Annotated in this window: 22 protein-coding genes; 16 read left to right on the forward strand and 6 right to left on the reverse strand. The window is 54.1% G+C overall.

The window, feature by feature from the left end; all coding sequences use genetic code 11:
- Positions 1-54 precede the first annotated feature (54 nt).
- The 5 genes from A3220_RS13340 (at position 55) to A3220_RS13360 (ending at position 6,518) form a co-directional block, all read left to right on the forward strand.
- Complete coding sequence (locus A3220_RS13340; protein WP_062375272.1) at positions 55-1,953, forward strand: type IV pili methyl-accepting chemotaxis transducer N-terminal domain-containing protein; 1,899 nt, start codon at positions 55-57, stop codon at positions 1,951-1,953.
- Positions 1,953-2,621 (forward strand): two-component system response regulator NarL, encoded by a 669-nt coding sequence (gene narL, locus A3220_RS13345; protein ID WP_062375273.1) that lies wholly within the window; start codon positions 1,953-1,955, stop codon positions 2,619-2,621. The genes A3220_RS13340 and narL overlap by 1 nt, the downstream gene beginning before the upstream one ends.
- Before the next feature lie 239 nt (positions 2,622-2,860).
- Positions 2,861-4,453 (forward strand): hypothetical protein, encoded by a 1,593-nt coding sequence (locus A3220_RS13350; RefSeq protein WP_062375275.1) that lies wholly within the window; start codon positions 2,861-2,863, stop codon positions 4,451-4,453.
- Positions 4,454-4,525: 72 nt separating this feature from the next.
- Positions 4,526-4,984 (forward strand): universal stress protein, encoded by a 459-nt coding sequence (locus A3220_RS13355; RefSeq protein WP_035558455.1) that lies wholly within the window; start codon positions 4,526-4,528, stop codon positions 4,982-4,984.
- A 40-nt stretch (positions 4,985-5,024) separates the two neighbouring features.
- Positions 5,025-6,518, forward strand: coding sequence for an MFS transporter (locus A3220_RS13360; RefSeq protein ID WP_062375277.1), 1,494 nt, complete (start codon positions 5,025-5,027; stop codon positions 6,516-6,518).
- A gap of 91 nt (positions 6,519-6,609) precedes the next feature.
- Here A3220_RS13360 and A3220_RS13365 read toward each other — a convergent pair whose 3' ends face one another.
- Positions 6,610-6,930: a carboxymuconolactone decarboxylase family protein gene (locus A3220_RS13365; protein ID WP_062362547.1), complete on the reverse strand. Its 321-nt coding sequence runs from the start codon at positions 6,928-6,930 to the stop codon at positions 6,610-6,612.
- A 159-nt stretch (positions 6,931-7,089) separates the two neighbouring features.
- The gene (locus tag A3220_RS13370; protein WP_039858438.1) at positions 7,090-7,506 is read right to left on the reverse strand and encodes a MarR family transcriptional regulator; all 417 of its coding nucleotides are present in this window, start codon (positions 7,504-7,506) and stop codon (positions 7,090-7,092) included.
- A gap of 127 nt (positions 7,507-7,633) precedes the next feature.
- Between A3220_RS13370 and A3220_RS13375 the strand changes: the two genes are divergently transcribed.
- Positions 7,634-8,200, forward strand: coding sequence for a YIP1 family protein (locus tag A3220_RS13375; RefSeq protein ID WP_062362550.1), 567 nt, complete (start codon positions 7,634-7,636; stop codon positions 8,198-8,200).
- A 73-nt stretch (positions 8,201-8,273) separates the two neighbouring features.
- Here A3220_RS13375 and A3220_RS18340 read toward each other — a convergent pair whose 3' ends face one another.
- The gene (locus A3220_RS18340; protein WP_354702743.1) at positions 8,274-8,564 is read right to left on the reverse strand and encodes a DUF488 family protein; all 291 of its coding nucleotides are present in this window, start codon (positions 8,562-8,564) and stop codon (positions 8,274-8,276) included.
- Positions 8,503-8,706 carry a DUF488 family protein gene (locus tag A3220_RS18005; protein ID WP_354702742.1) on the reverse strand — a complete coding sequence of 68 codons (204 nt, stop codon included), beginning with the start codon at positions 8,704-8,706 and terminating at the stop codon, positions 8,503-8,505. Before A3220_RS18005 ends, A3220_RS18340 begins: the two co-directional genes overlap by 62 nt.
- Positions 8,707-9,242: 536 nt before the next feature.
- On the opposite strand from A3220_RS18005, the gene A3220_RS13380 reads away from it, so the two are divergent.
- Positions 9,243-11,324, forward strand: coding sequence for a DEAD/DEAH box helicase (locus tag A3220_RS13380; protein ID WP_252860475.1), 2,082 nt, complete (start codon positions 9,243-9,245; stop codon positions 11,322-11,324).
- A gap of 96 nt (positions 11,325-11,420) precedes the next feature.
- Here the strand turns inward: A3220_RS13380 and A3220_RS13385 are convergent, their stop codons facing one another.
- Both A3220_RS13385 and A3220_RS13390 read right to left on the reverse strand, forming a co-directional pair.
- Positions 11,421-11,714, reverse strand: a complete 294-nt coding sequence (locus tag A3220_RS13385; protein ID WP_039860777.1) for an XRE family transcriptional regulator — start codon at positions 11,712-11,714, stop codon at positions 11,421-11,423.
- 26 nt (positions 11,715-11,740) lie between these two features.
- Positions 11,741-12,064, reverse strand: coding sequence for a type II toxin-antitoxin system RelE/ParE family toxin (locus A3220_RS13390; protein ID WP_035565904.1), 324 nt, complete (start codon positions 12,062-12,064; stop codon positions 11,741-11,743).
- A 1,106-nt stretch (positions 12,065-13,170) separates the two neighbouring features.
- Between A3220_RS13390 and phnC the strand changes: the two genes are divergently transcribed.
- The 9 genes from phnC (at position 13,171) to A3220_RS13435 (ending at position 20,793) form a co-directional block, all read left to right on the forward strand.
- Positions 13,171-14,034: a phosphonate ABC transporter ATP-binding protein gene (gene phnC / locus A3220_RS13395; protein WP_062375281.1), complete on the forward strand. Its 864-nt coding sequence runs from the start codon at positions 13,171-13,173 to the stop codon at positions 14,032-14,034.
- A gap of 62 nt (positions 14,035-14,096) precedes the next feature.
- Complete coding sequence (gene phnD, locus A3220_RS13400) at positions 14,097-15,116, forward strand: phosphonate ABC transporter substrate-binding protein (protein ID WP_062375282.1); 1,020 nt, start codon at positions 14,097-14,099, stop codon at positions 15,114-15,116.
- A 67-nt stretch (positions 15,117-15,183) separates the two neighbouring features.
- Positions 15,184-15,978 carry a phosphonate ABC transporter, permease protein PhnE gene (phnE, locus tag A3220_RS13405; protein ID WP_062375284.1) on the forward strand — a complete coding sequence of 265 codons (795 nt, stop codon included), beginning with the start codon at positions 15,184-15,186 and terminating at the stop codon, positions 15,976-15,978.
- A 35-nt stretch (positions 15,979-16,013) separates the two neighbouring features.
- The gene (gene phnF, locus A3220_RS13410) at positions 16,014-16,760 is read left to right on the forward strand and encodes a phosphonate metabolism transcriptional regulator PhnF (protein ID WP_062375286.1); all 747 of its coding nucleotides are present in this window, start codon (positions 16,014-16,016) and stop codon (positions 16,758-16,760) included.
- A gap of 41 nt (positions 16,761-16,801) precedes the next feature.
- A complete protein-coding gene (gene phnG / locus A3220_RS13415; RefSeq protein WP_230835075.1) occupies positions 16,802-17,251 on the forward strand; it encodes a phosphonate C-P lyase system protein PhnG in 450 nt (149 codons plus the stop codon).
- 2 nt (positions 17,252-17,253) lie between these two features.
- Positions 17,254-17,976 (forward strand): phosphonate C-P lyase system protein PhnH, encoded by a 723-nt coding sequence (phnH, locus tag A3220_RS13420; protein WP_230835076.1) that lies wholly within the window; start codon positions 17,254-17,256, stop codon positions 17,974-17,976.
- On the forward strand, positions 17,976-19,067 hold the full coding sequence (locus A3220_RS13425) for a carbon-phosphorus lyase complex subunit PhnI (RefSeq protein WP_062375289.1): 1,092 nt from the start codon (positions 17,976-17,978) through the stop codon (positions 19,065-19,067). The genes phnH and A3220_RS13425 overlap by 1 nt, the downstream gene beginning before the upstream one ends.
- A complete protein-coding gene (locus A3220_RS13430; protein ID WP_062375291.1) occupies positions 19,064-19,933 on the forward strand; it encodes an alpha-D-ribose 1-methylphosphonate 5-phosphate C-P-lyase PhnJ in 870 nt (289 codons plus the stop codon). The genes A3220_RS13425 and A3220_RS13430 overlap by 4 nt, the downstream gene beginning before the upstream one ends.
- Positions 19,930-20,793 carry a phosphonate C-P lyase system protein PhnK gene (locus tag A3220_RS13435; RefSeq protein ID WP_230835077.1) on the forward strand — a complete coding sequence of 288 codons (864 nt, stop codon included), beginning with the start codon at positions 19,930-19,932 and terminating at the stop codon, positions 20,791-20,793. Before A3220_RS13430 ends, A3220_RS13435 begins: the two co-directional genes overlap by 4 nt.
- The last annotated feature ends 15 nt before the right edge of the window (positions 20,794-20,808 follow it).

Raw genomic sequence — 20,808 nt, forward strand, 5'->3', positions numbered from 1 at the left:
CAAGATGCAGACAGTGCCACACTCTCTTACCTCTTCCGCGCTATCGGAACTACCATGAAATTACTTCAACGTTCCCTGGTTGCTCGCATCATTGCGTCGCTGCTAGCCATTAGCGGTATGGCACTTATCAGCATCACGTTGACCATGGCAATGTCTAACAGCAGCCGTGGCGATGCTGCGGCGATTAATGTCGCCGGCTCGTTACGCATGAATGCTTATCAAATAATGGGGACCTTGCAGCGTCTGGAGTATGCCCCCGAGGAAACCAGTGAAGAGCGACTAGCCAGCTTGATGGCGAGCTTTAATCAGCGTTTGCATGACACAACCTTACAGCAAACTATCCCGACTGATGACCGTCACGAGCGCCACCGTCAGTTGGAAAAGATTCAGACCTACTGGCAGCGCACACTTCGCCCTGCCCTACAGGCCCAGCCCAGCGCCGCTGAACGTGATCTTGATACGCTGGAAATGATGATCGTTGCGATGGTCAATGACATCGAAGGGCTAGTGACCTTCCTGGAACAGAGCACCGAGGCCAAGGTGCGCCTGCTTGGCATGATGCAAGTGCTCTTTTTAGTGCTGATCGCTATTGTAGTCGCAATCGCCCTCTACGATGTTCGCTACAATCTGGTAGTGCCTTTGCGTCAGCTTATGGTGCTTGCCCGCGAGGCGGCACAGCGTAACTTTAAGCCACGCTCTCAGCTACGTGGCAGTGACGAATTGGCCTTGCTGGGCCACACCTTTAACAAGATGTCTGCCGAGCTGGCAACCAGCTACGCCGCGCTGGAAGACAAAGTCTCGCGCAAGAAGCAGGAGCTTGAGCGCAGCAATCAGGCGCTGCGGGTGATGCACGATGCCAGCCGTTCGCTGTATGGCGGCGGCAACGATCTTTGCTCTAGCGCCGCCCCCATGCTGCGTGAACTGGAAAAGCTGCTGGATGTCGGGCCGATACGGCTTTCGCTAAACGACCCCTTCGACCAACGGGAAATGCCGGTATTGGAAACCCATTCGCGTACCCGACCTGAGTATTGCCGCGATCAGGATTGCCATGCCTGTTTGATCGACCCTCGTCCATTGGAGTTGATTGACAACAACCAGTCGCAGTGTTTGCTGTTACCTATCAGCGTAGGCGATACGCTGCTCGGCACCCTGGAAGTGTGGTATCCCCAGGAGCGGCTCAACGATAGCACCCATCGTCTGCTTACCATGTTAGCTGACCAGCTCGCCACGGCGGTGTATCTGCAGCGACGTATCGAGGAGCAGCAGCACGTCACACTGATCAACGAACGAACCATCATTGCGCGCGAGCTGCACGACTCTCTGGCACAATCGCTGTCTTATCTTAAGATGCAGGTCGCGCGACTCGAACGCATGCAGCAAAAAGAGGCAACTCGAGAGGCCCAGTCTGCGGTATTCGATGAGCTGCGTAACGGATTAAACAGCGCCTATCGCCAACTGCGCGAACTACTCACCACCTTTCGGCTCAAACTCGAAGGCCCGGGTTTACAATTCGCCCTGCGTCAGACTGTCGATGAGTTCACCCAACGTATGGGAGCAACGGTCGAGCTTGACTACGACGTGCCGCCTTACCTACTTAATCCCAATGAAGAAATTCATGTGCTGCAGATCATTCGTGAAGCGCTGGCCAACACCCACAAGCACGCCAAAGCCCACTGGGCTGCCGTGACGGTGCGCTTCGCCGATGCTCAATTGCTGGTTCGCATCGAGGATGACGGCATCGGTCTGGAAGACGACAGGTCACCGCCAATGCACTATGGATTGGTGATCATACGTGACCGGGCCAACACGTTGAACGGGGAACTGAGTATCGCCAACCGCCCTACTGGTGGTACCGGTGTTAAACTTGTCTTTACGCCGTTGACCGCTCGCTTAATTCAACAGCAGCCCGATTCGGCTGCCTCCGATTCTCACTTAGGCACAGGGACTTCTTAATGACGCTGACCACCGCCAACGATACACCCGCCAGCCTGATGATTATTGATGACCACCCGCTACTCCGGCGTGGCGTCGCTCAGCTGCTTGGGCTAGAGGACGATCTTGAACTGGTTGGCGAGACGGGTGACCCTGAAGAAGGCATTGCACTGGCCCTCAAACTTGAGCCTGACCTAGTTTTACTGGATTTAAACATGCCGGGCGTCAATGGCTTAGAAGCCTTGCGCCGCCTACGGGAAGCCAACTATAGCGGCCGTGTGGTGATGTTCACTGTTTCCGACCATGAGGATGATGTTGTCGCCGCACTGCGTAACGGTGCCGACGGTTACCTGTTAAAGGATATGGAGCCTGAAGACATGGTTCGCCAACTGCGTCAGGCTGCTTTGGGGCGCATGGTCATCAGCGAAAGCCTGACCGCCTTACTCGCTGAAGCGCTTCGTAATCAGCGCAATGCCCCCACCACCCCTGATGTTCATAGCCTAACGCAGCGTGAACGTGAAATTCTGCAACAGCTTGCTGGCGGCCTCTCCAACAAACTCATTGCGCGCAAGCTGGATATTACTGAAGGCACGGTCAAGGTCCACGTCAAGCACCTGCTCAAAAAGCTCAACTTGCGTTCACGTGTTGAAGCCGCCGTCTGGGCCGTTCAGGCAGGTATCGATCACTAGCTGGTTCTGTGTGGTTACCTCTAAAGACTCCCAGCGTACTTTTTGTTCTGATCCGCCTTTACCCCCTCTCGATTTTTTGTCTTTAAAATCAATGAACCTTGGCTTTTCAGCGACTACCTCTCAAGAGGTATATCGCTGATTTATAGGTCATTTCCCTTAGTTTCCCAACCCCCTTTGCAAGCGTATCTTGCCTTCTAACTGCCAAACGCAGAAAGGTTTGATGCCAAGGGGAAACCGCCATGCGCAAGATAAATGCCGACATTGAGAAATGGAATGTCGAAGACGCCCAATTCTGGGAACAGGAAGGCAAACACATCGCCAACCGCAACCTATGGATATCCATTCCCAGCCTGCTGATGGGCTTTGCTGTCTGGATGATGTGGGGAATGATTACCACCCAGATGCAGAACCTGGGTTTTTCGTTCACGGTTAACCAGCTATTTTCACTGACGGCGCTTGCCGGTCTAGCAGGTGCCACCCTGCGCATCCCTGCGTCGTTCATGATCCGCATCGCAGGCGGGCGTAACACTATCTTCCTGACTACCGCGCTATTGATGATCCCCGCTGCCGGAACGGGTATCGCCTTGATGAATCCAGGCACGCCGTTCTGGGTATTCCAGGCGTTGGCGCTACTTTCCGGTATCGGCGGCGGTAATTTCGCTTGCTCGATGAGCAACATTTCCACTTTTTATCCCAGCAAACAGCAAGGTTACGCCCTGGGCATGAATGCAGGCCTCGGTAATTTCGGCGTCACTACCATGCAGATTGTGATCCCGCTGGTAATGACCGTCGGCATTTTCGGCGCTATGGCCGGTTCGCCGATGGAATTGCAAAGCGCTAGCGGTACATTGATCGGCCGGATTGAAGCAGGCACCGATACCTGGATCCAGAATGCTGGCTTTATCTGGCTTCTATTTCTAATCCCATTAGCATTCGCCGGTTGGTTCGGCATGAACAATCTTCGCACTATTACGCCCAACCCTGGTTCTTCGCTTGCTGCTTTCAGCAAAATATTAGGCCTCTACGGCGTCGGCATGGTAACTGCCATCGTCGGCATGCTGGCTCTCAGCTGGCTTAATATGTGGATTGCCCTGCCGCTAACCATTGTTCTGACTCTGGTGCTGTTGCGCCTGATTCCTGGCGACATCAAGCCCAATATCCAAAAGCAGTTCGCGATATTTTCCAATAAGCACACTTGGTCAATGACCATCCTCTACATTCTGACCTTCGGCTCTTTTATCGGCTTCTCTGCAGCCCTGCCGCTCTCCATCAACGTTATCTTCGGCAACATGATGGAAGCGACAGCCGATGGCACGCTGATTCGCGTGGCCAACCCAGAGGCGCCCAGCGCTTTAACCTGGGCTTGGATAGGCCCCTTCGTGGGCGCCCTGATCCGTCCGCTGGGCGGATGGATCTCCGACAAAGTGGGTGGCTCCATCGTTACCCAAATAATCTCTGCGATCATGGTGGTCGCCTCTATCGCCACCGGCTACGTGATGATGCAGGCCTATAACGCCACCGATCCCAATCAATTCTTTTGGCTATTCCTGCTGCTCTTCATCGTGTTATTCGCCGCCAGTGGTATCGGCAACGGCTCTACCTTCCGCAGCATCGGGGTTATTTTCGACCAGCAGCAGAAAGGCCCGGTACTTGGCTGGACCTCAGCCGTCGCTGCCTATGGCGCCTTCATCGCCCCGCGGGTAATGGGCGAGCAAATCCAGGCCGGCACACCGGAGCTTGCCATGTACGGCTTTGCGGTCTTCTACGCCATCTGTCTGGTCATCAACTGGTGGTTCTACCTACGCAAAGGTGCCTACGTTAAGAACCCCTAAATAGGGCTTGCGTCTTTACGCCCGGAGCCAAGCTCCGGGTCTTCACCCCCTACCCCAATGCGGGAGGACACCATGAAAATCATGATCGCCTATGACGGTTCGCGAAACGCCAAGCTGGCACTCGCTCAGGTCGTCAATATGTTCCGCTGTAACCAACCCCTGCTGGTACTGGTTGGCGTGGTGGAGAACCCACTCGACGCTACCGATAACAACGAGGCGCTTTTTCAGCAGGAACACGATGAGGTTAAACAACACCTTCAAGAGGGCGTGGCATTCGCCATCGGTGAGGGCTTCCAGGCCGAGCAGCTTCTCGCCGAGGGGGATGCACGCAAGATGCTGCTTCAGGCCACTCGCAAACTCTCGCCAGACCTACTGGTCATTGCCCGCCATAGCCATCAGCCGGACGGCGGCATCATCGCCAAGTCGTTGACTTATTTTGTTGATGAACTCGACTACATGACTTTCGGCAGCGTCAGCTCATTCCTGGCCCGACGCGCCGAGTGTCCCTTGTTGATCCTACCCAGCCCTTAAGCAGCCTCTAACCACATTTGGGACACAGGACGATACGACCATGAAAGTTTCCGCTGTATTCAAGTTTCGCAGCCCTGAAATCCGGGCCTTGCACCTGACCTGGATTGCTTTCTTTATTACCTTCTATGTCTGGTTCAACATGGCGCCGCTTGCATCGAGCATGCTCAAAAGCGTCGACTGGCTGACCCCGGACGATCTCAAGCTATTCGCTATTTGTAACGTCGCCTTGACCATTCCAGCGCGCATTATCGTCGGTATGGCATTGGACCGCTTTGGGCCACGTCGGGTGTTCTCGGTACTCATGGTAAGCATGTCGCTACCGGCGCTGGCATTTGCTTTCGGTAACAGCATGACGCAGCTGCTAGTGGCGCGCCTGGTGTTGAGCTCGATTGGTGCCAGCTTCGTGGTGGGTATACACATGACGGCGCTGTGGTTCAAGCCCAAGGACATCGGCTTCGCCGAAGGCTTTTACGCTGGCTGGGGTAACTTCGGTTCCGCCGTAGCGGCCATGTCGCTGCCGACTATCGCCCTGAGCATGTATGGCGGCCCGGATGGATGGCGCTGGGCCATCGCGCAGAGTGCCCTTGTTATGGCCGCTTACGGTGTTTACTACTGGTTCGCGATCACTGATGGCCCAGATGCCCAGGCCCACCGCAAACCACGTAAGACCGCCGCCATGGAAGTGAGCTCCTGGGGCGATATGATCAAGCTGATCATCTGGACGATCCCGCTGGTCGGCGTACTCGCCATCCTGGTCTGGCGCATCCAGTACATGGGCTATTTATCCATCACCGGGGCGGTCATCGCTTATCTCACCATCGTGGCGATCGTTATTTATCAGATCATACAGATCCTGCGGGTCAACCTGCCGATTCTGCGCAAGGGGGTGCCTGAGGATGACAAGTACTCGTTCAACAGTGTGGCTGCGCTTAACAGTACTTACTTTGCCAACTTCGGCGCTGAACTCGCAGTGGTATCGATGCTGCCCATGTTCTTTGAGGAGACCTGGGGCCTGAATGCCGCTACGGCCGGCCTGATCGCTGCGTCATTCGCGTTCGTCAATCTGGTGGCGCGCCCCATGGGCGGCATGGTTTCCGACCGCATGGGTAACCGGCGCTTTGTGATGCTGTGCTACATGTTTGGGATTAGCGTTGGGTTCTTGCTAATGGCCATGCTCAATTCGAGTTGGCCACTCATTCTGGCCATTGCGGTGACCATCGGCACCTCGATTTTCGTGCAAGGGGCTGAGGGGGCAACCTTCGGTATCATTCCCTCCATCAAGCGCCGCATCACTGGTCAAATCTCGGGCATGGCGGGCGCTTACGGTAATGTTGGCGCGGTGGTTTACCTCACCATCTTTACGTTTGTCACACCGTCGCAGTTCTTCTACATCATCGCGACCGGCGCCTTCATTAGTTGGGTTATCTGCCTAGTGTGGCTCAAGGAGCCAGAAGGCGCTTTCGATGACGAATACTACGTCTCTTCAGTCGATAGAGACATCGAAGAACAGGCTCTTCAGAACGCCAAGCACTGAACGGTCGGAATATCTGTAGCATCACGGCACTTTCGCGTCGATTGGATCCGGACAGTGCCTCTAGATTCAGAAGAGCGCCCCCAGAGCGCCCTTAATCAGGATCCGTGATGTCCTCAATCCAGGTTAAGGCCGCCACAGCAGTCGGAAATCCGGTGGTAGGAATCGCTAACATGGCTACTTGTTTCAGTTCCTCGGCACTCACTCCCTCCTCCAAGGCACGACGCACATGGGAGTGAACGGCCCCTTCGGAGCGTGCCCCTATGGCCAGCGAGAGTTTTATCAAGCGTCGGCTACGTTCATCAAGCGGCCCAGCTTTAGCACAGGCTTTGCCCAAAGCGGCATAAGCTTCCCATATCTCAGGATACTGGTTTGCGACATCTCCAGCTCCAGAAGGCAAATCATGCTTTGTCATAGTGCAATACCTTAACGATAAATTGAAGTTCACAGTATAGAAGTACAGAAACTAAATGCCACACACCACACTTAAGAGCTAAACACAGCAATCGAACCAAGCATTATTAATGAGGACATTCGATGTATATTGGCTATATCCAACGTCTTAAGCTCTGCATTAAGTGGACTTATGCCAACCCGGAAATGGCGTCTCTTCCTGCAAATGACGCAACTCAGGTTGATGAGCTTCAGCGATTTGCGTTACCCGATTCACGCCCTCTTCCAATAAATGCACTTCTATTTGGCGGCGATCCTCACGCCCTTGCCGCCGCACAACCAATGATAGCTGCTCACAGCGATCAACTAGCGCCACCACCCCATGATGTTTTGATTGAAGCCGTTCCGCTAGCTCCCCCACCGTCGCCCAGTCTCTTCCATGGAAACCACGAAGATGTAGCAATAGTTGATACTGCAAGGGCGTCAGCCCATAGCGGCGACAGATATCTTCACTATGGCGAAGAAAGCAACGCAACCGGTAACGAAATTGCGACAGCCGCTCAAAGTCGCTTTTATCAAGTGTCTGAGGGTTATTCATTTTTCCAATTCTCTTTACCACATACTCGGCTATTGCTGACTCGCCAATTTAGAGCGCTTTAAAAAAATACAATATCACACCATGATACAAATAACCATTGAGATTACACCTGCAGGGGGGATCTGAAATGAGAGCACTAACTTTTCTCAAATTACCATTCAACCATCGTGAAGGCTGGAAAGAGCTACAGGCTTCCTCCCCCTCCATTCCTTTACTAGCGTGGCTGGTGGTTTTACCCATGTCGCTCTTGCCGCCAGTAATGCTCTATTATGCGGGCACCCATTACGGCGATGCATTTATGGCAGGCTTTGCTGACCGAGAGTGGCGTTTTATCACGACAATTGTTTTCCTAGCAGAGATATTGAGTTTTTTCGTTATTGGCTGGGTAATCTACGCTGTAGTCAATGGAACTGAAGAGCTATCTATCAGCTATCAAGATGCCTATTTACTTGCCACACTTGCACCACTACCGTTATTCGTCGCTTCATTGGCACTATTGGTACCCAGCTTACTTTTCAACGTAGTGGTTATACTTAGCGGGCTGGGCATCTCTTGCAGCTTGATTTACCACGGCTTACAAGCACTCTGTACCCATCAAGAATTTGATGTTGCTACGATCTCAGCCACTTACACAATCATGGCTGCCAGTGCTCTGGGGTGGGGTATTTTGTTTGCGGTTATCTGGGCTTATTAAGCCATGAATATTAGGCGCACTGGCACCAACCCATTCATCGTCAAGCCCAATGATGACGCGTGAAGCAAACGGTCTAACGTTGAGAAGTGGGTAATGTGTGCGCCAGGCAGGGCGATGAGCAAAATTCACGATCACTGGCGTCTTCCTCTTCGAGCGCTGATAGCACCAGCTCTTTGATTACTGGAAGGTGGGAATCTTCAATTTCACGAGCGGCGGTTAGTAGGGTAACCCGCCCCGCTCGTGCGAATCTCATTAAAGGCAGTAGCTTGTCAGGACATGCCTTCAGCTCACGCCTGTAGCGCTCAAGAAAGAGTGATTGACTGATTTTTTTTCTGTCGATACTGACGGCATAATTGAGATGCAGGCGCTATCTCCGGGTACCACTCATTCAGCGCCAGTAAACTGGGAAACAGCCCGCTAGGACGTACCCGATCAACCAGCACGCGCGTGCCGTCGTGATCCTCTATCGGCGCATATATACGCTTTAACATGATTTCATACGACATCGTTTATATACTGGCAATTGATTGGCAATGTTAATGTTGACTCGCTCGATCTCAGCGAGCGCTCCGGAAGGGGGTTTGATCTTCGATATTACCAACTTTGTCACACCATGCCTCAGTGTTGTCAGTCCAATGCATTACTATTATATCAAAATAGATCGCCGTAAATTTTTATGGTGACGAGTGTGGTCTGTCAGCCGAGTGCTGACGATAAGCTAGACTACAAATAAGCGTCTCTAACCTGTTAAACCGTAGACCCCTATAGCTTTACTGGGCACGAGGTAGGTATCCGCACAGATCAAGAACTCGTCACTATTGAGCTGAGACTATCAGAGCTTGAACAAGAAAAGGCTGCTCTCCTTTCTCGAAAGCAAGAGCTGTATCGCTCTGCAAACCGACATGATTTACCGCTACTCACCCCTGGCCAGAAAGTTGAAGTATACCGAAAACTCTTTCGAGGCAGGCAGGATGTTTATGCGGTTCGCTGGCAGAGTTCCGGCGGTCGTTCCGGCTATGCTGTCGCTTGTGCGAACGAGTGGATGCTGGTCATCTGTCAGAAACCAAGGATCAAGTGCGGAGAATGTCGACACAAAAATTTCAAACCCCTCGATTTTGATGCAGTTTATGACCACCTGTCTGGCAAACATGTGACCGGCCTTTACCCTTTACTGCCGGATAGCTCTTGTTACTTGCTGGCGGCGGATTTTGATAAGGGGGACTGGAAAGCGAATGTTCGTGCACTAGCCCAGGCCTGTCGTGGTGAAGGCGTACCCTATCTTATGGAGGTTTCTCGGTCCGGTGCGGGTGCCCATCTATGGGTTTTCTTTTCAGAAGCTGTTCAAGCTTCATCAGCGAGGAGGTTGGGATTCAAATTGTTGGATAAGGCCATGGAGCTTCATCCAGGCTTATCCTTCGACTCCTATGACCGGCTATTTCCCAACCAAGACACCATGCCTGATGGTGGGTTTGGCAATCTGATTGCCCTGCCGCTTCAACACGAGGCGCGAAGTCGCGGATGCACCGTCTTCGTCGACGACAACTTTGCGCCATACCCGGATCAATGGGCACTGCTCAGTCAGCAACAGACACTTGCATCAGCTCAACTTGAAGAGCTGATCGGCAATGAGGCTAATTCCGGTGTGACTGTAGATACTGTGTTGCCGTGGGAGTCAACGTTACCGGTTGATACAGGGAAGCTTTCTGGATGTCCTGAAAGCATCACGCTCATCCTGACCAGTCACATTTATATAAAGTTATCAGGCATTCCAGGAACATTGGCGACACGAATAAAGCGAATGGCCAGCTTTGCTAATCCTGTATTTTTCAAAACACAGTCGCTTCGTTTCTCGACGCATGGCATCCCTCGCTACATATCATGCGCCCATATTGAGCAAGGTTATCTTTCTATTCCCAGAGGCTGCTTGGATGAGCTTCAAGATCTGCTGCTGAAACAGGGAATCACGGTGGACATTGATGACCGTAGAATATCAGGCCAGTTTTTACCTGGAGTCAGCCTAAAAGCAACGCTGCGTAGCGACCAGGACAAGGCGGTGCAGGCACTTATCCAACACGATACCGGAATACTTCATGCACCGACCGCTTTCGGTAAAACCGTAACGGCTATTGGCGTGATAACCAGGCGGCAAGTCAACACACTGATCCTCACGCACAGTCGTCAGCTACTTGATCAATGGAAGGAGCGACTCGACACCTTCCTTGAGGGTGCGCTCATCGGTGTAATTGGCGGCGGTAAAAAGAAACCTACTGGGCAGGTCGACGTTGCCACTTACCAAAGCTTGATCAATAAGAAAGACAATACAGTCTCGAAGCAGGTCAAGGAGTACGGGCAAGTCATCATCGATGAATGCCATCATATCTCAGCGCCACGTTACGAGATGTTGCTTAATGAGGTCAGCGCCCGATACGTCATTGGTTTGACAGCAACGCCTGATCGTCAGGATGGCCACCAAAAAATCATGTTGATGGTTGCAGGGCCCATTCGTCACAAAGCCCAGGCGCACCACAGTAACCGATTTATTCAACACGTCATTGTTCGAGAGCATCACGAAACGCCACCCACCCACATCTGCCAGCCTAGCGTGCGGCCCCATATCGCATCGGTTTACCATTGGCTTGCCCAGAGCAGCGCCCGAAATGAGGCCATTGTTCAGGATGTTGCAAGCTGTGCGCACAACCAAGCAAATTGCCTTGTGCTGACGGAACGACGAGAACATGCCGAGACCTTGGCGACACTGCTGGATGCTGAATCCATATCGTCAGTTATCTTACGTGGTGGGATGCGCGTCAAAGAGCGCCAGTTGGCAGAAAAAGAGTTGCATAGGGTTCAAGTCATCGTTGCAACTGGGAAATACATTGGAGAAGGCTTTGACTTGCCTCGACTGGACACCCTGTTTTTAGCTCTGCCCATCGCATGGAAAGGAACGCTGTCACAGTATGCAGGCAGACTCCATCGAGACACCGAAGGCAAACTAGAAGTCACTGTCTATGATTACTTGGATACTGGCCTGCCTATGCTTGAGCGAATGTTCCGAAAGCGTGAGAAAGGCTATAAGGCTATGAGGTATAAGTTTATCGCTTCCGGGCAAACCAGATTGCTTTAGCCTTTGAGAGGCAGTCAGTCGTTAAAAGCTCATCAAGTGAACTGAGGCCAAGAATTTCTTCACTTGTCTAGCTGAACCCAGTTTATCTGGTCACTCTCAGGCGGCTACTTCCTTCTCGTCTTCAATCTCCAGTTCGAGATGGAAGTTAGCTGGCCCCGTCAGGTTGACCAAAGCATCGAGACTGAACTTATTAATCTGGCCGTTCAGCAAGTCGTTGAGGCGGGGTTGGGTGATTCCCAGACGATGTGCAGCCTCTTTCTGAGTAATATCCCACTCCCTTACACGGCCAGCAATCCTCGCCATGAGCTCGGAGCGCAGCCGCATGTTCAGCGCCTCTTCAGGAGTGTCCTCGATGGCGTCCCACACACTGTCGTAATACTCGATGGCCATTTTCTAACCTCGCTTGGTGGTTGGGCTCAGGGCAGCTCCTTGTATCGCTGCTTGCCCAAGTCGATGTCTTTTTTGGCGGTCTGCTGGGTTTTCTTCTGGAAGCAGTGGAGCACAAATACCGCGTCGCCCCGGTTGGCCACGTAGAAGACCCGAAAGGCGCCGTTGTGTTCCCGAATGCGGATTTCCATGACACCAGGGCCAACGCTTGGCATTGGGCGGAAATCGTCCGGCTGGCCTCCAGCCTGAATCTTGTCTATCTGAAACCCCGCTTCTCGCTTGGCGTCCAGAGAGAAGTCGCGCAGCCGATCCTTCGAGTCTCCAACGAATGCAACAGGTTTCTTGCGCGCCACACTGGCTCCTTGACTGCCATAAATTTATATCAGTTCAGATATAATAAGCTCATCAATCGAATGCTTCAAGCTGTTTCCACTGTAGCCGTATCACCAATAAGATGCCGTTGACTATTCGCACCTGGGTTGGCGGTTTCAATGACCAAATGCAATATCTGACCCTCCGGTATGCTTTTGCCACGACTCACTGCTATTGCGACCTCTCTACTGAAGACCGAGCCGCCATCATGCAGATGCGGGTTCACTACTAAATCCGAACCGTCGCCCGACAATTGGAACATCCGCCCAGCGCCATCTCACGGGAACTGGCATACCAAACAATCCGTTCTGACAAAACCTATGATGCCAGTCCCGCCGGTTTCAGAGTCCGGCTAACCCGCTGCCGACCTCAGCAGCAGCCTAACGGTCATTTATGCTGTAAATTTTACATTTTATTCTGTGACACTCTTTAGCGTGCGAAATTGACCTTAAATTACCTAAATAGCATTTCAAAAACCGACGAAAACCCTTATATAGCAGCTATTTTTGACAAATAACAACAAATAAAGCAATGCTAAGGAAATCAAATCAATCCGGCTCATAACCCGAAGGTCATCGGTTCAAATCCGGTCCCCGCTACCAATTTTTTGAAAGGCAGATCAGTTTCTTACTGATCTGCCTTTTTTGTATTTGCATGTTAGCCAATTTCTTGTGGCGACATGTGACACCGTGGCATTTTTTCTTTCCCACAAGAATTTCCTACGACGTTTAGGCAACCCACCACCCTTTCCCTCGTTTTTCTATTCCCCCTTGCTCGACCTCAAAACCAAGCAAATCGCTTACCCAACCAGTGCTCCTTTTAACTAGCTTCTCTCGTGCCCACGACCACCCTACTCGCCTCGCAACCGCACGATAAAGCCCCGAAAAAAAGATGACGATTTAGTGTCATAAGAATGGCAAAAACAAGTCAATTATAGCCAAGCTATTGATATACGGTTGGTCGAGTGTGTCCGCTTTGAGCGAATTTGCTCTTGATCCGTCAAAAATATCATCAAAATGACATTGTCTAGACAACTGGTGTTCATCTCCTTCTACCAGAATGGCGCTATCCCTAAAGGAGAAGCGTCATGTCTATTCCTACTATTAACGCTGAAGGCTTAAACAAGTCGTTTGGACACCGTCAGGTGCTAAACGACGTCAGCTTTCGCGTTGCAAAAGGCGAGATGGTTGCGCTGATTGGGCCCTCAGGCTCAGGCAAGTCCACGTTACTACGCCATTTGGTCGGTCTGACCTGCGGAAACCGTCATCAGGGTGGCCATGTGTCGCTGATGGGTCGTGAAGTGCAGGCGAGCGGGCGTTTGCGCAGAGCCGCTCGCATCGAGCGCTGCCGCACCGGTTATATCTTTCAGCAGTTCAACTTGGTAGGACGTCTCAGCGTACTGACCAATGTGCTGGTTGGGCAGTTAGGCAGCATGTCGCGGCTAAGAGCTCTCTGTGGCCGCTTTACCGATCAGGAGCGCCAGCGTGCGCGCGCTTGCTTAGCGCGAGTAGGGCTGGAAGAGCTCATGCATCAGCGTGCCAATACGCTGTCGGGCGGACAAATGCAGCGGGTCGCCATTGCCCGAGTACTCATGCAGGACGCAGAACTGATTTTAGCGGATGAACCCATTGCTTCTCTCGACCCGCGTAGTGCCCGCGAGGTCATGGAAATTCTCAGCCGTATCCACGCTGAAGATGGCCGCACTGTCGTCGTCACCCTGCACCAGGTCGATGTAGCGCGTCGCTACTGTCACCGTGCCGTTGCGCTCAAGGATGGCCGCTTGTACTTCGATGGCCCAATTAACGAACTCACCGATGAACGCCTACAAGCGCTTTACGAAAATGCCGATCTTGATGAGCTCCGCGCAAGCGAAGCCTCAAACGGCGAAGCGCTGCCCAGTGATCGCAGAAATAGAACGCCACACACCGTCGTCACGCCCGTGCTGGGTTGATACCCGTGCCGGTCACGTATGAAACCTGCCATTGATAACCCTATTAATCTGGAGAGACACCCATGACGTTTACATATCGCCGTTTGGTTCTACCGTTGATTGCGGGAATTGGCCTGGTGGCTAGCGCCCAGCTTTATGCCGCCGAAACGCTTAAGTTTGGCATTATCTCTACCGAATCCAGCCAGAACCAGCAACCTATGTGGCAGCCGTTTCTGGATGATATGTCACAGAGCCTTGGGGTAGAAGTTGAGCCCTTCTTTGCGACCGATTACGCCGCGGTGATTCAGGCAATGCGCTTCGATCAGATCGATCTCGCCTGGTACGGCAACAAATCGGCGATGGAAGCCGTCGATCGTGCGGGTGGCGAGGTGTTTGCCCAGACGATCCCTGAGAGTGGTGAGCCAGGGTATTGGAGCTTGATGATTGTGCATGAGGATAGCGACCTGCACAGCATCGAAGACGTATTGGCTAACGCATCTGATCTCGTCTTTGGTAACGGCGATCCCAATTCAACGTCTGGTTACTTGGTGCCCGGTTACTACGTGTTTGCCCAGAATGACGTGGATGCTTCTTCTGCCTTTAAGCGCACCTTGAACTCTAACCATGAAACGAACGCGCTTTCGGTCGCCAACCGCCAGGTCGATGTGGCGACCTTCAATACAGAGAGTATGGCGCGCCTGGAGATCACCGCACCTGATAAAGCGGAACAACTTCGCGTGGTGTGGAAATCTCCGCTGATCCCTTCTGATCCCCTCGTATGGCGCAGCAACCTGCCCGAAGAGACCAAAGAGAACTTGCGCGACTTCTTCTTCAATTACGGCGAAAGCGAAGAACAGAAGGAGATTTTAGCCCCGCTGCAGTGGAGTAATTTTGCTCCTTCCAGCAACGATAGCCTCTTACCGGTTCGTCAACTTGCGTTGTTTAGTCAGCGTGCTGATATCGCCAATGACCAGAGTCTCTCTGACGCTGATCGTGAAGCGCAGCTAGCGGCGTTAGATGAACAGCTGGATGCGCTCAATCAACGCCTCAAGGAAATGGAAGAGGCTGAATCCGACGCCCCCTCTGTGGCCAACGCCGAATAACGCTCAAGCACCTAATTGATTATCCACGGCGGGGGATCGCTGGCCGATCCCCCAGCCCGGAGAGACCATGAATACTCACGCTTCTCAAATGACCGCACCGCTGCAGCATCGACGCAGCTGGTTTTCGCTAATCGCCTGGGGTGTGTTGCTGGGTGTGTTGGCATGGTCCTGGCAGGGTGCCGAAATGCGCCCCAGCTTGCTGGTGACGAATGCTGACAACATGGCCACGTTGGCTGGGGATTTCTTTCCTCCTGCGTTTGGCAATCTGGGGCATTACATCAACCAGATGCTGGTGACGATCCAAATCGCCATTTGGGGCACATTGCTGGCCATCATTGTCGCGGTTCCCTGCAGCCTGCTCTCTTCCGAAAACTTGGTGCCTTGGTGGGTTTACCAACCGATGCGTCGTCTCATGGACGCGTGCCGTGCCATCAATGAACTGGTCTTTGCCATGCTGTTCGTGGTGGCCGTAGGGCTGGGGCCTTTTGCCGGCACGATGGCTCTGTTTGTACACACAACGGGGGTACTGGCGAAGCTGTTTTCAGAGGCAGTGGAAGCCAGCGATGCAGGCCCAATGGAAGGCATTCGCGTGACCGGAGCAGGTCGTATTGAGGAGATCACGTTTGGACTGATCCCCCAGGTACTGCCGCTATGGATATCGGTCAGCCTTTACCGCTTCGAGTCGAATATTCGCTCTGCCACCGTACTCGGCATGGTGGGTGGTGGCGGCATTGGGGTGGCGCTGTGGGAAACCATGCGCGGATTTCAGTTCGCTGAAACCGCCACCATCATGCTGGTCATCATCGTCGCCGTCACGTTGCTTGATGTGGCCTCCCAGCGTTTACGCAAGCGCTTCATTTAGCTTGGCAACCCAGCGTCTATTTGGCAGGAGTATAAATGTCTAGACAACTAATACAGCACCACCGCCAGGAAGCGAGCGAGCCGCGCTATCGCCAATTGGCCACGATTCTGGCCCAGGAAATCCGTAACAACCATAGCGCCGGTGACCAGCTACCCAGCGAACAGGCATTGGCCAAACGCTTTGAGGTAAATCGCCATACGGTTCGCCGTGCGCTGGATGAACTGGTCGCGGCCGGCATGGTGACACGCCATCAAGGGTGGGGCACGCAAGTGGTAGACCGGCGATTGGACTACATGGTGAGCGCCGGTAGCAAGGTCACCCACAACTTAGCGGAATTGGGGCTTAACACCGAAACACGCTGTTTGGATCAAGGGCTTTTACGGCCGCCAGAAGCGATCGCTCAGCGCTTTGAACTGGCGGAGGGTGAGTGTCTGTTATGCGTGGATACGCTGCGGCTTGTGGATGGTGCGCCGCTGCTTCATTTGCGTCATTGGTTCGATGCCACACGCGTACCCGACTGGTGTGAGCGTTATCGCGGTGGCTCTACCCGCGCAGTGCTTGACCAGCACTATGGCCTGCGACTCTCCCGCGCCCAAGTTCGCTTGGATGCCGCCCAGGCGGATCGCGACGATAGCCGCTTACTGCAGTGCCCACAGCTTGCGCCGCTACTGATTCTGACCAGCGACAACGTCGATGAATCACGGCGCTTGGTGGAAATTTCCGTCAGTCGCGCCCGGGCCGACCGTGTCGCCTACCACTTTGATTTTCCGAATGAGCGCTAATTCAGGGTCGGCCTTCACCGATCTGACAACGACGAGGAACAATGATGACTCCTGAACAGCGTCACCGCATTCTCGCGCTGACACCTTTAGAGCGCCTTAATGAAGGCTGGATGAAGCTCGGCATCAAAGCGACTCATCGCTGCGTACGCGGGCCTGAAACCGGGATGGTTATGGTGCGTGGCCGTATAGGCGGGACGGGCAATGCTTTTAACCTGGGCGAGATGACCATGACCCGTGTCAGCGTGGTGCTCGATGAAAATGCGCCCGATGACGGCGATATCGGCCACGGGTGGGTCGCGGGGCGGAGCCGTGAACACGCGGAATTAGTCGCCTTGATCAACGCTTGCGCACACAAAGCGCATTGGGCGCGACGTATCGATGCGGAGCTGATTGAACCACTGACCCAGGCGCTAGCGGACGAACGCGCTGAGCGCTCCCAGCTTGCTGCAGCAACGCGGGTCGATTTCTTCACAATGGTGCGAGGGGAGTAGATATGCACGACATCACCATGGAGCTCTCGTCGTCGGAACAGTCACCTCATGTGCCCAAGCCGCATCAATGGCCAGCATTGAAGGAAGCGGTTCACCACAGCCAGCAGCTGTTCCGACAAGTATTAAGCAGTATGGCCGAACCCGGCACCTTTGCTGAGGTGAACCTGGCACCGCTACCGCAAGACGTTGCGATGTCGCCCGCTGCCTGGGCAGTGCTACTGGTGCTGTGTGACCTGGATACACGGGTATGGATTGCTGACGAGCTAAACCGTGATGGTTTAGCCGAGGCGATCGCTTTCCATACCGGGGCACGCATTGTGAGCCGCGCAGATGAGGCTGATTTTGCGCTTGTGGTGCCCTCCACCTGTCAGGCAATGCCGCGCTTTTCTGAAGGCAGCGATACCTACCCTGACCGGAGTACCACACTCATCGTGGTGCTGGAGTCCTTGGCGGAAGCGCGTAGTGATGCCAGCCAGCGCGGTAATACATGTTGGCAGTTAAGCGGCCCCGGCATTTTAAACCAGCGAGTGCTTGAGCTCGATGACACGGCTGAGGCGCTAATGCAACGGCTAGCGCTCAACCGCGCAAGCTTTCCACTGGGTCTCGACACGATTCTCACCTCGGGATCTTCCCTAACGGCCATTCCCCGTAGCACGCGTATCCAGAAGCCGTTGGAGGGCGCATCACCCACTTCCCTTACTCATCCAGCCAAGGAGCGCGTCTGATGTACGTTGCCGTTAAAGGAGGCGAGCAGGCCATTGCGAACGCCCACCGCTGGATGGCGGATCGCCGTCGAGGCGACCGACACCAGCCTGAACTGCAGACCGAACAGATTCGTGACCAGTTGGGGCTCGCGGTGGATCGCGTCATGGCAGAGGCCTCACTGATGGACGTTGAGCTTGCCGCGTTGGCGTTGAAGCAAGCCAGCGGTGACCTAACCGAAGCAGTGTTTCTGCTGCGTGCCTATCGAACCACGTTACCCCGGCTCGCCGACAGCGTGCCGCTCAAAACAGAGGCCATGCATGTCGAGCGGCGTATCAGTGCCGCCTTCAAGGATGTGCCTGGCGGGCAGGTACTGGGCCCAACCTACGACTACACCCATCGACTGCTGGATTTCATGCTGCTTGCCGAAGGGGAGATTCCTGATCCGGAAAGAGCCCAGGCAGGGCTTGAGGCTTGCCCCCAGATCCTGGATTCGCTCGATGCCGAAGGATTGATTGAAAAAGAGCGGGACGATGGCACCGAGCCGTATGACATCACTCGGGATCCCCCGGATTTCCCCGTCGACCGAGCCACGCGTTTACAAATGCTAGCGCGAGGCGATGAGGGTTACTTGCTGGCGCTGGGCTACTCGACTCAGCGTGGCTATGGCCGTAACCACCCCTTCGCTGGCGAGATTCGTCAGGGCACCGTCGAAGTGGAAATCGAAGTGGAAGGCTTCGATGCTCCTCTGTGTATCGGTGAGGTCATGATCAGTGAATGCCAGATGATCAACCAGTTCGGCGGCAGCCGCGAAAAGTCGCCGCAGTTTACCCGCGGCTACGGTTTGGCCTTTGGTCGCAATGAACGCAAAACCATGGCAATGGCGTTGATCGACCGCTCCTTACGCGCTGAAGAGCTTGGCGAACCGGTACAAGGGCCCGCCCAGCAAGCCGAGTTCGTGCTTGCCCATGCCGATAACGTCGAGGCCTCGGGCTTTGTGTCTCACTTGAAGTTACCGCACTACGTCGATTTTCAGTCGGAGCTAGAGCTGTTGCGCCGCCTACGCCGGGAGCACGACCTCCGCGAACCCTCAGAGCAGGAGCGCCCCGTATGACTCCCCGCGTTGATGACCAAGGCGGTCTAGCTTACAGCGGCTATAACTTTGCCTACTTGGACGAACAGACCAAACGTATGATTCGCCGCGCACTGCTAAAGGCTGTGGCGATTCCCGGCTATCAGGTGCCTTTCGGTGGTCGCGAAATGCCGATGCCCTATGGTTGGGGTACCGGTGGGATGCAGCTTACCGCCAGCATCCTGGGTGCTGACGATGTACTTAAAGTGATCGATCAAGGCGCGGATGACACGACTAATGCCGTCAGCATTCGCACATTTTTCGAGCGTGTGGCGGGGGTTGAAACCACCACCCGTACAGAGGCAGCAAGCGTTATCCAGACGCGTCATAGGATTCCAGAACGTCCCCTTTCTCGACACCAGATCCTGGTGTTCCAGGTGCCCATTCCTGAGCCGTTGAGATTTATCGAACCGAGCGAAGAGGAAACTCGGGTGATGCACGCTCTCGAAGAGTACGGCGTGATGCACGTGAAGCTCTACGAAGATATTGCTCGCCATGGTCATATTGCCACTACCTATGCCTATCCGGTCAAGGTGGATGAACGCTATGTGATGGATCCCTCGCCCATTCCCAAGTTCGACAACCCCAAACTCGATATGAATGAGGCGCTTATGCTGTTTGGCGCTGGGCGTGAGAAGCGCCTTTACGCGATTCCTCCCTACACCCAGGTCAAGAGTCTCGATTTCGAGGATCACCCGTTCGAGATCCAGTCGTGGGATGAGGCATGCGCCCTATGTGGAGCGTCGGACAGCTACCTAGATGAGGTCATTACCGATGACCAAGGCGGGCGAATGTTCGTCTGCTCAGACACGGATTACTGCCAGCAATGTCGCGGGGAGATGGCATGAAACGTCCACAGCTAATACGCCCGGCACTGCTTGAAGCACGCAATATCACTCGTCTATACGGCCCCAAGCAGGGGTGCGAAGAGATTGACTTCACACTGCACCAGGGTGAAGTGCTCGGTATTGTCGGTGAGTCTGGCTCGGGCAAATCGACTTTGCTACGAGTGCTTTCAGGGCTTGAAAAACCGGACAACGGTCAGGTGATTTATCACCGTTCTGAACCCTCTTTTTCAGAGCTTACGGGCACAGAGCCTACTAGCCCAGAGCCAGCTCACACCGGGCTAGGCGGGGCCGAAGGCGCACTTGATCTCTACGCCATTAGCGAGGCGCGCCGCCGCGCGCTACTGCGTATGGAGTGGGGACTAGTGCATCAAAATCCCCGCGATGGTCTGCGTCTTGGTGTCTCCGCCGGGGCCAATGTCAGCGAACGTCTGATGGCGTTGGGGCAGCGTCACTATGGCAATTTACGCGCCGCAAGCCAGGACTGGATGGGCCGCGTGGAACTGGACCCACGACGTATCGATGATGCGCCGCGTACCTTCTCTGGCGGTATGCAGCAGCGCTTGCAGATTGCCCGCACCTTGGTGACCGAGCCTCGCTTAGTGTTCATGGATGAGCCCACCGGCGGGCTCGACGTGTCGGTGCAAGCGCGTCTGCTCGACATGCTCCGCACCTTGACCCGGCAGCTTGGATTATCGGTGATCCTGGTGACACATGATTTAGCCGTTGCCCGTCTGCTGGCCCACCGACTGATGGTCATGCGGCAAGGTCGGGTCGTGGAGGCCGGTCTGACCGACCAGATTCTCGATGACCCGCAGCACGACTATACCCAACTACTCGTCTCATCGGTGTTAACACCATGAGCCGCACTGATGTTC

The organism is Halomonas sp. KX33721 (assembly GCF_001596805.1).
In the GTDB taxonomy this organism is placed as follows: domain Bacteria; phylum Pseudomonadota; class Gammaproteobacteria; order Pseudomonadales; family Halomonadaceae; genus Vreelandella; species Vreelandella aquamarina.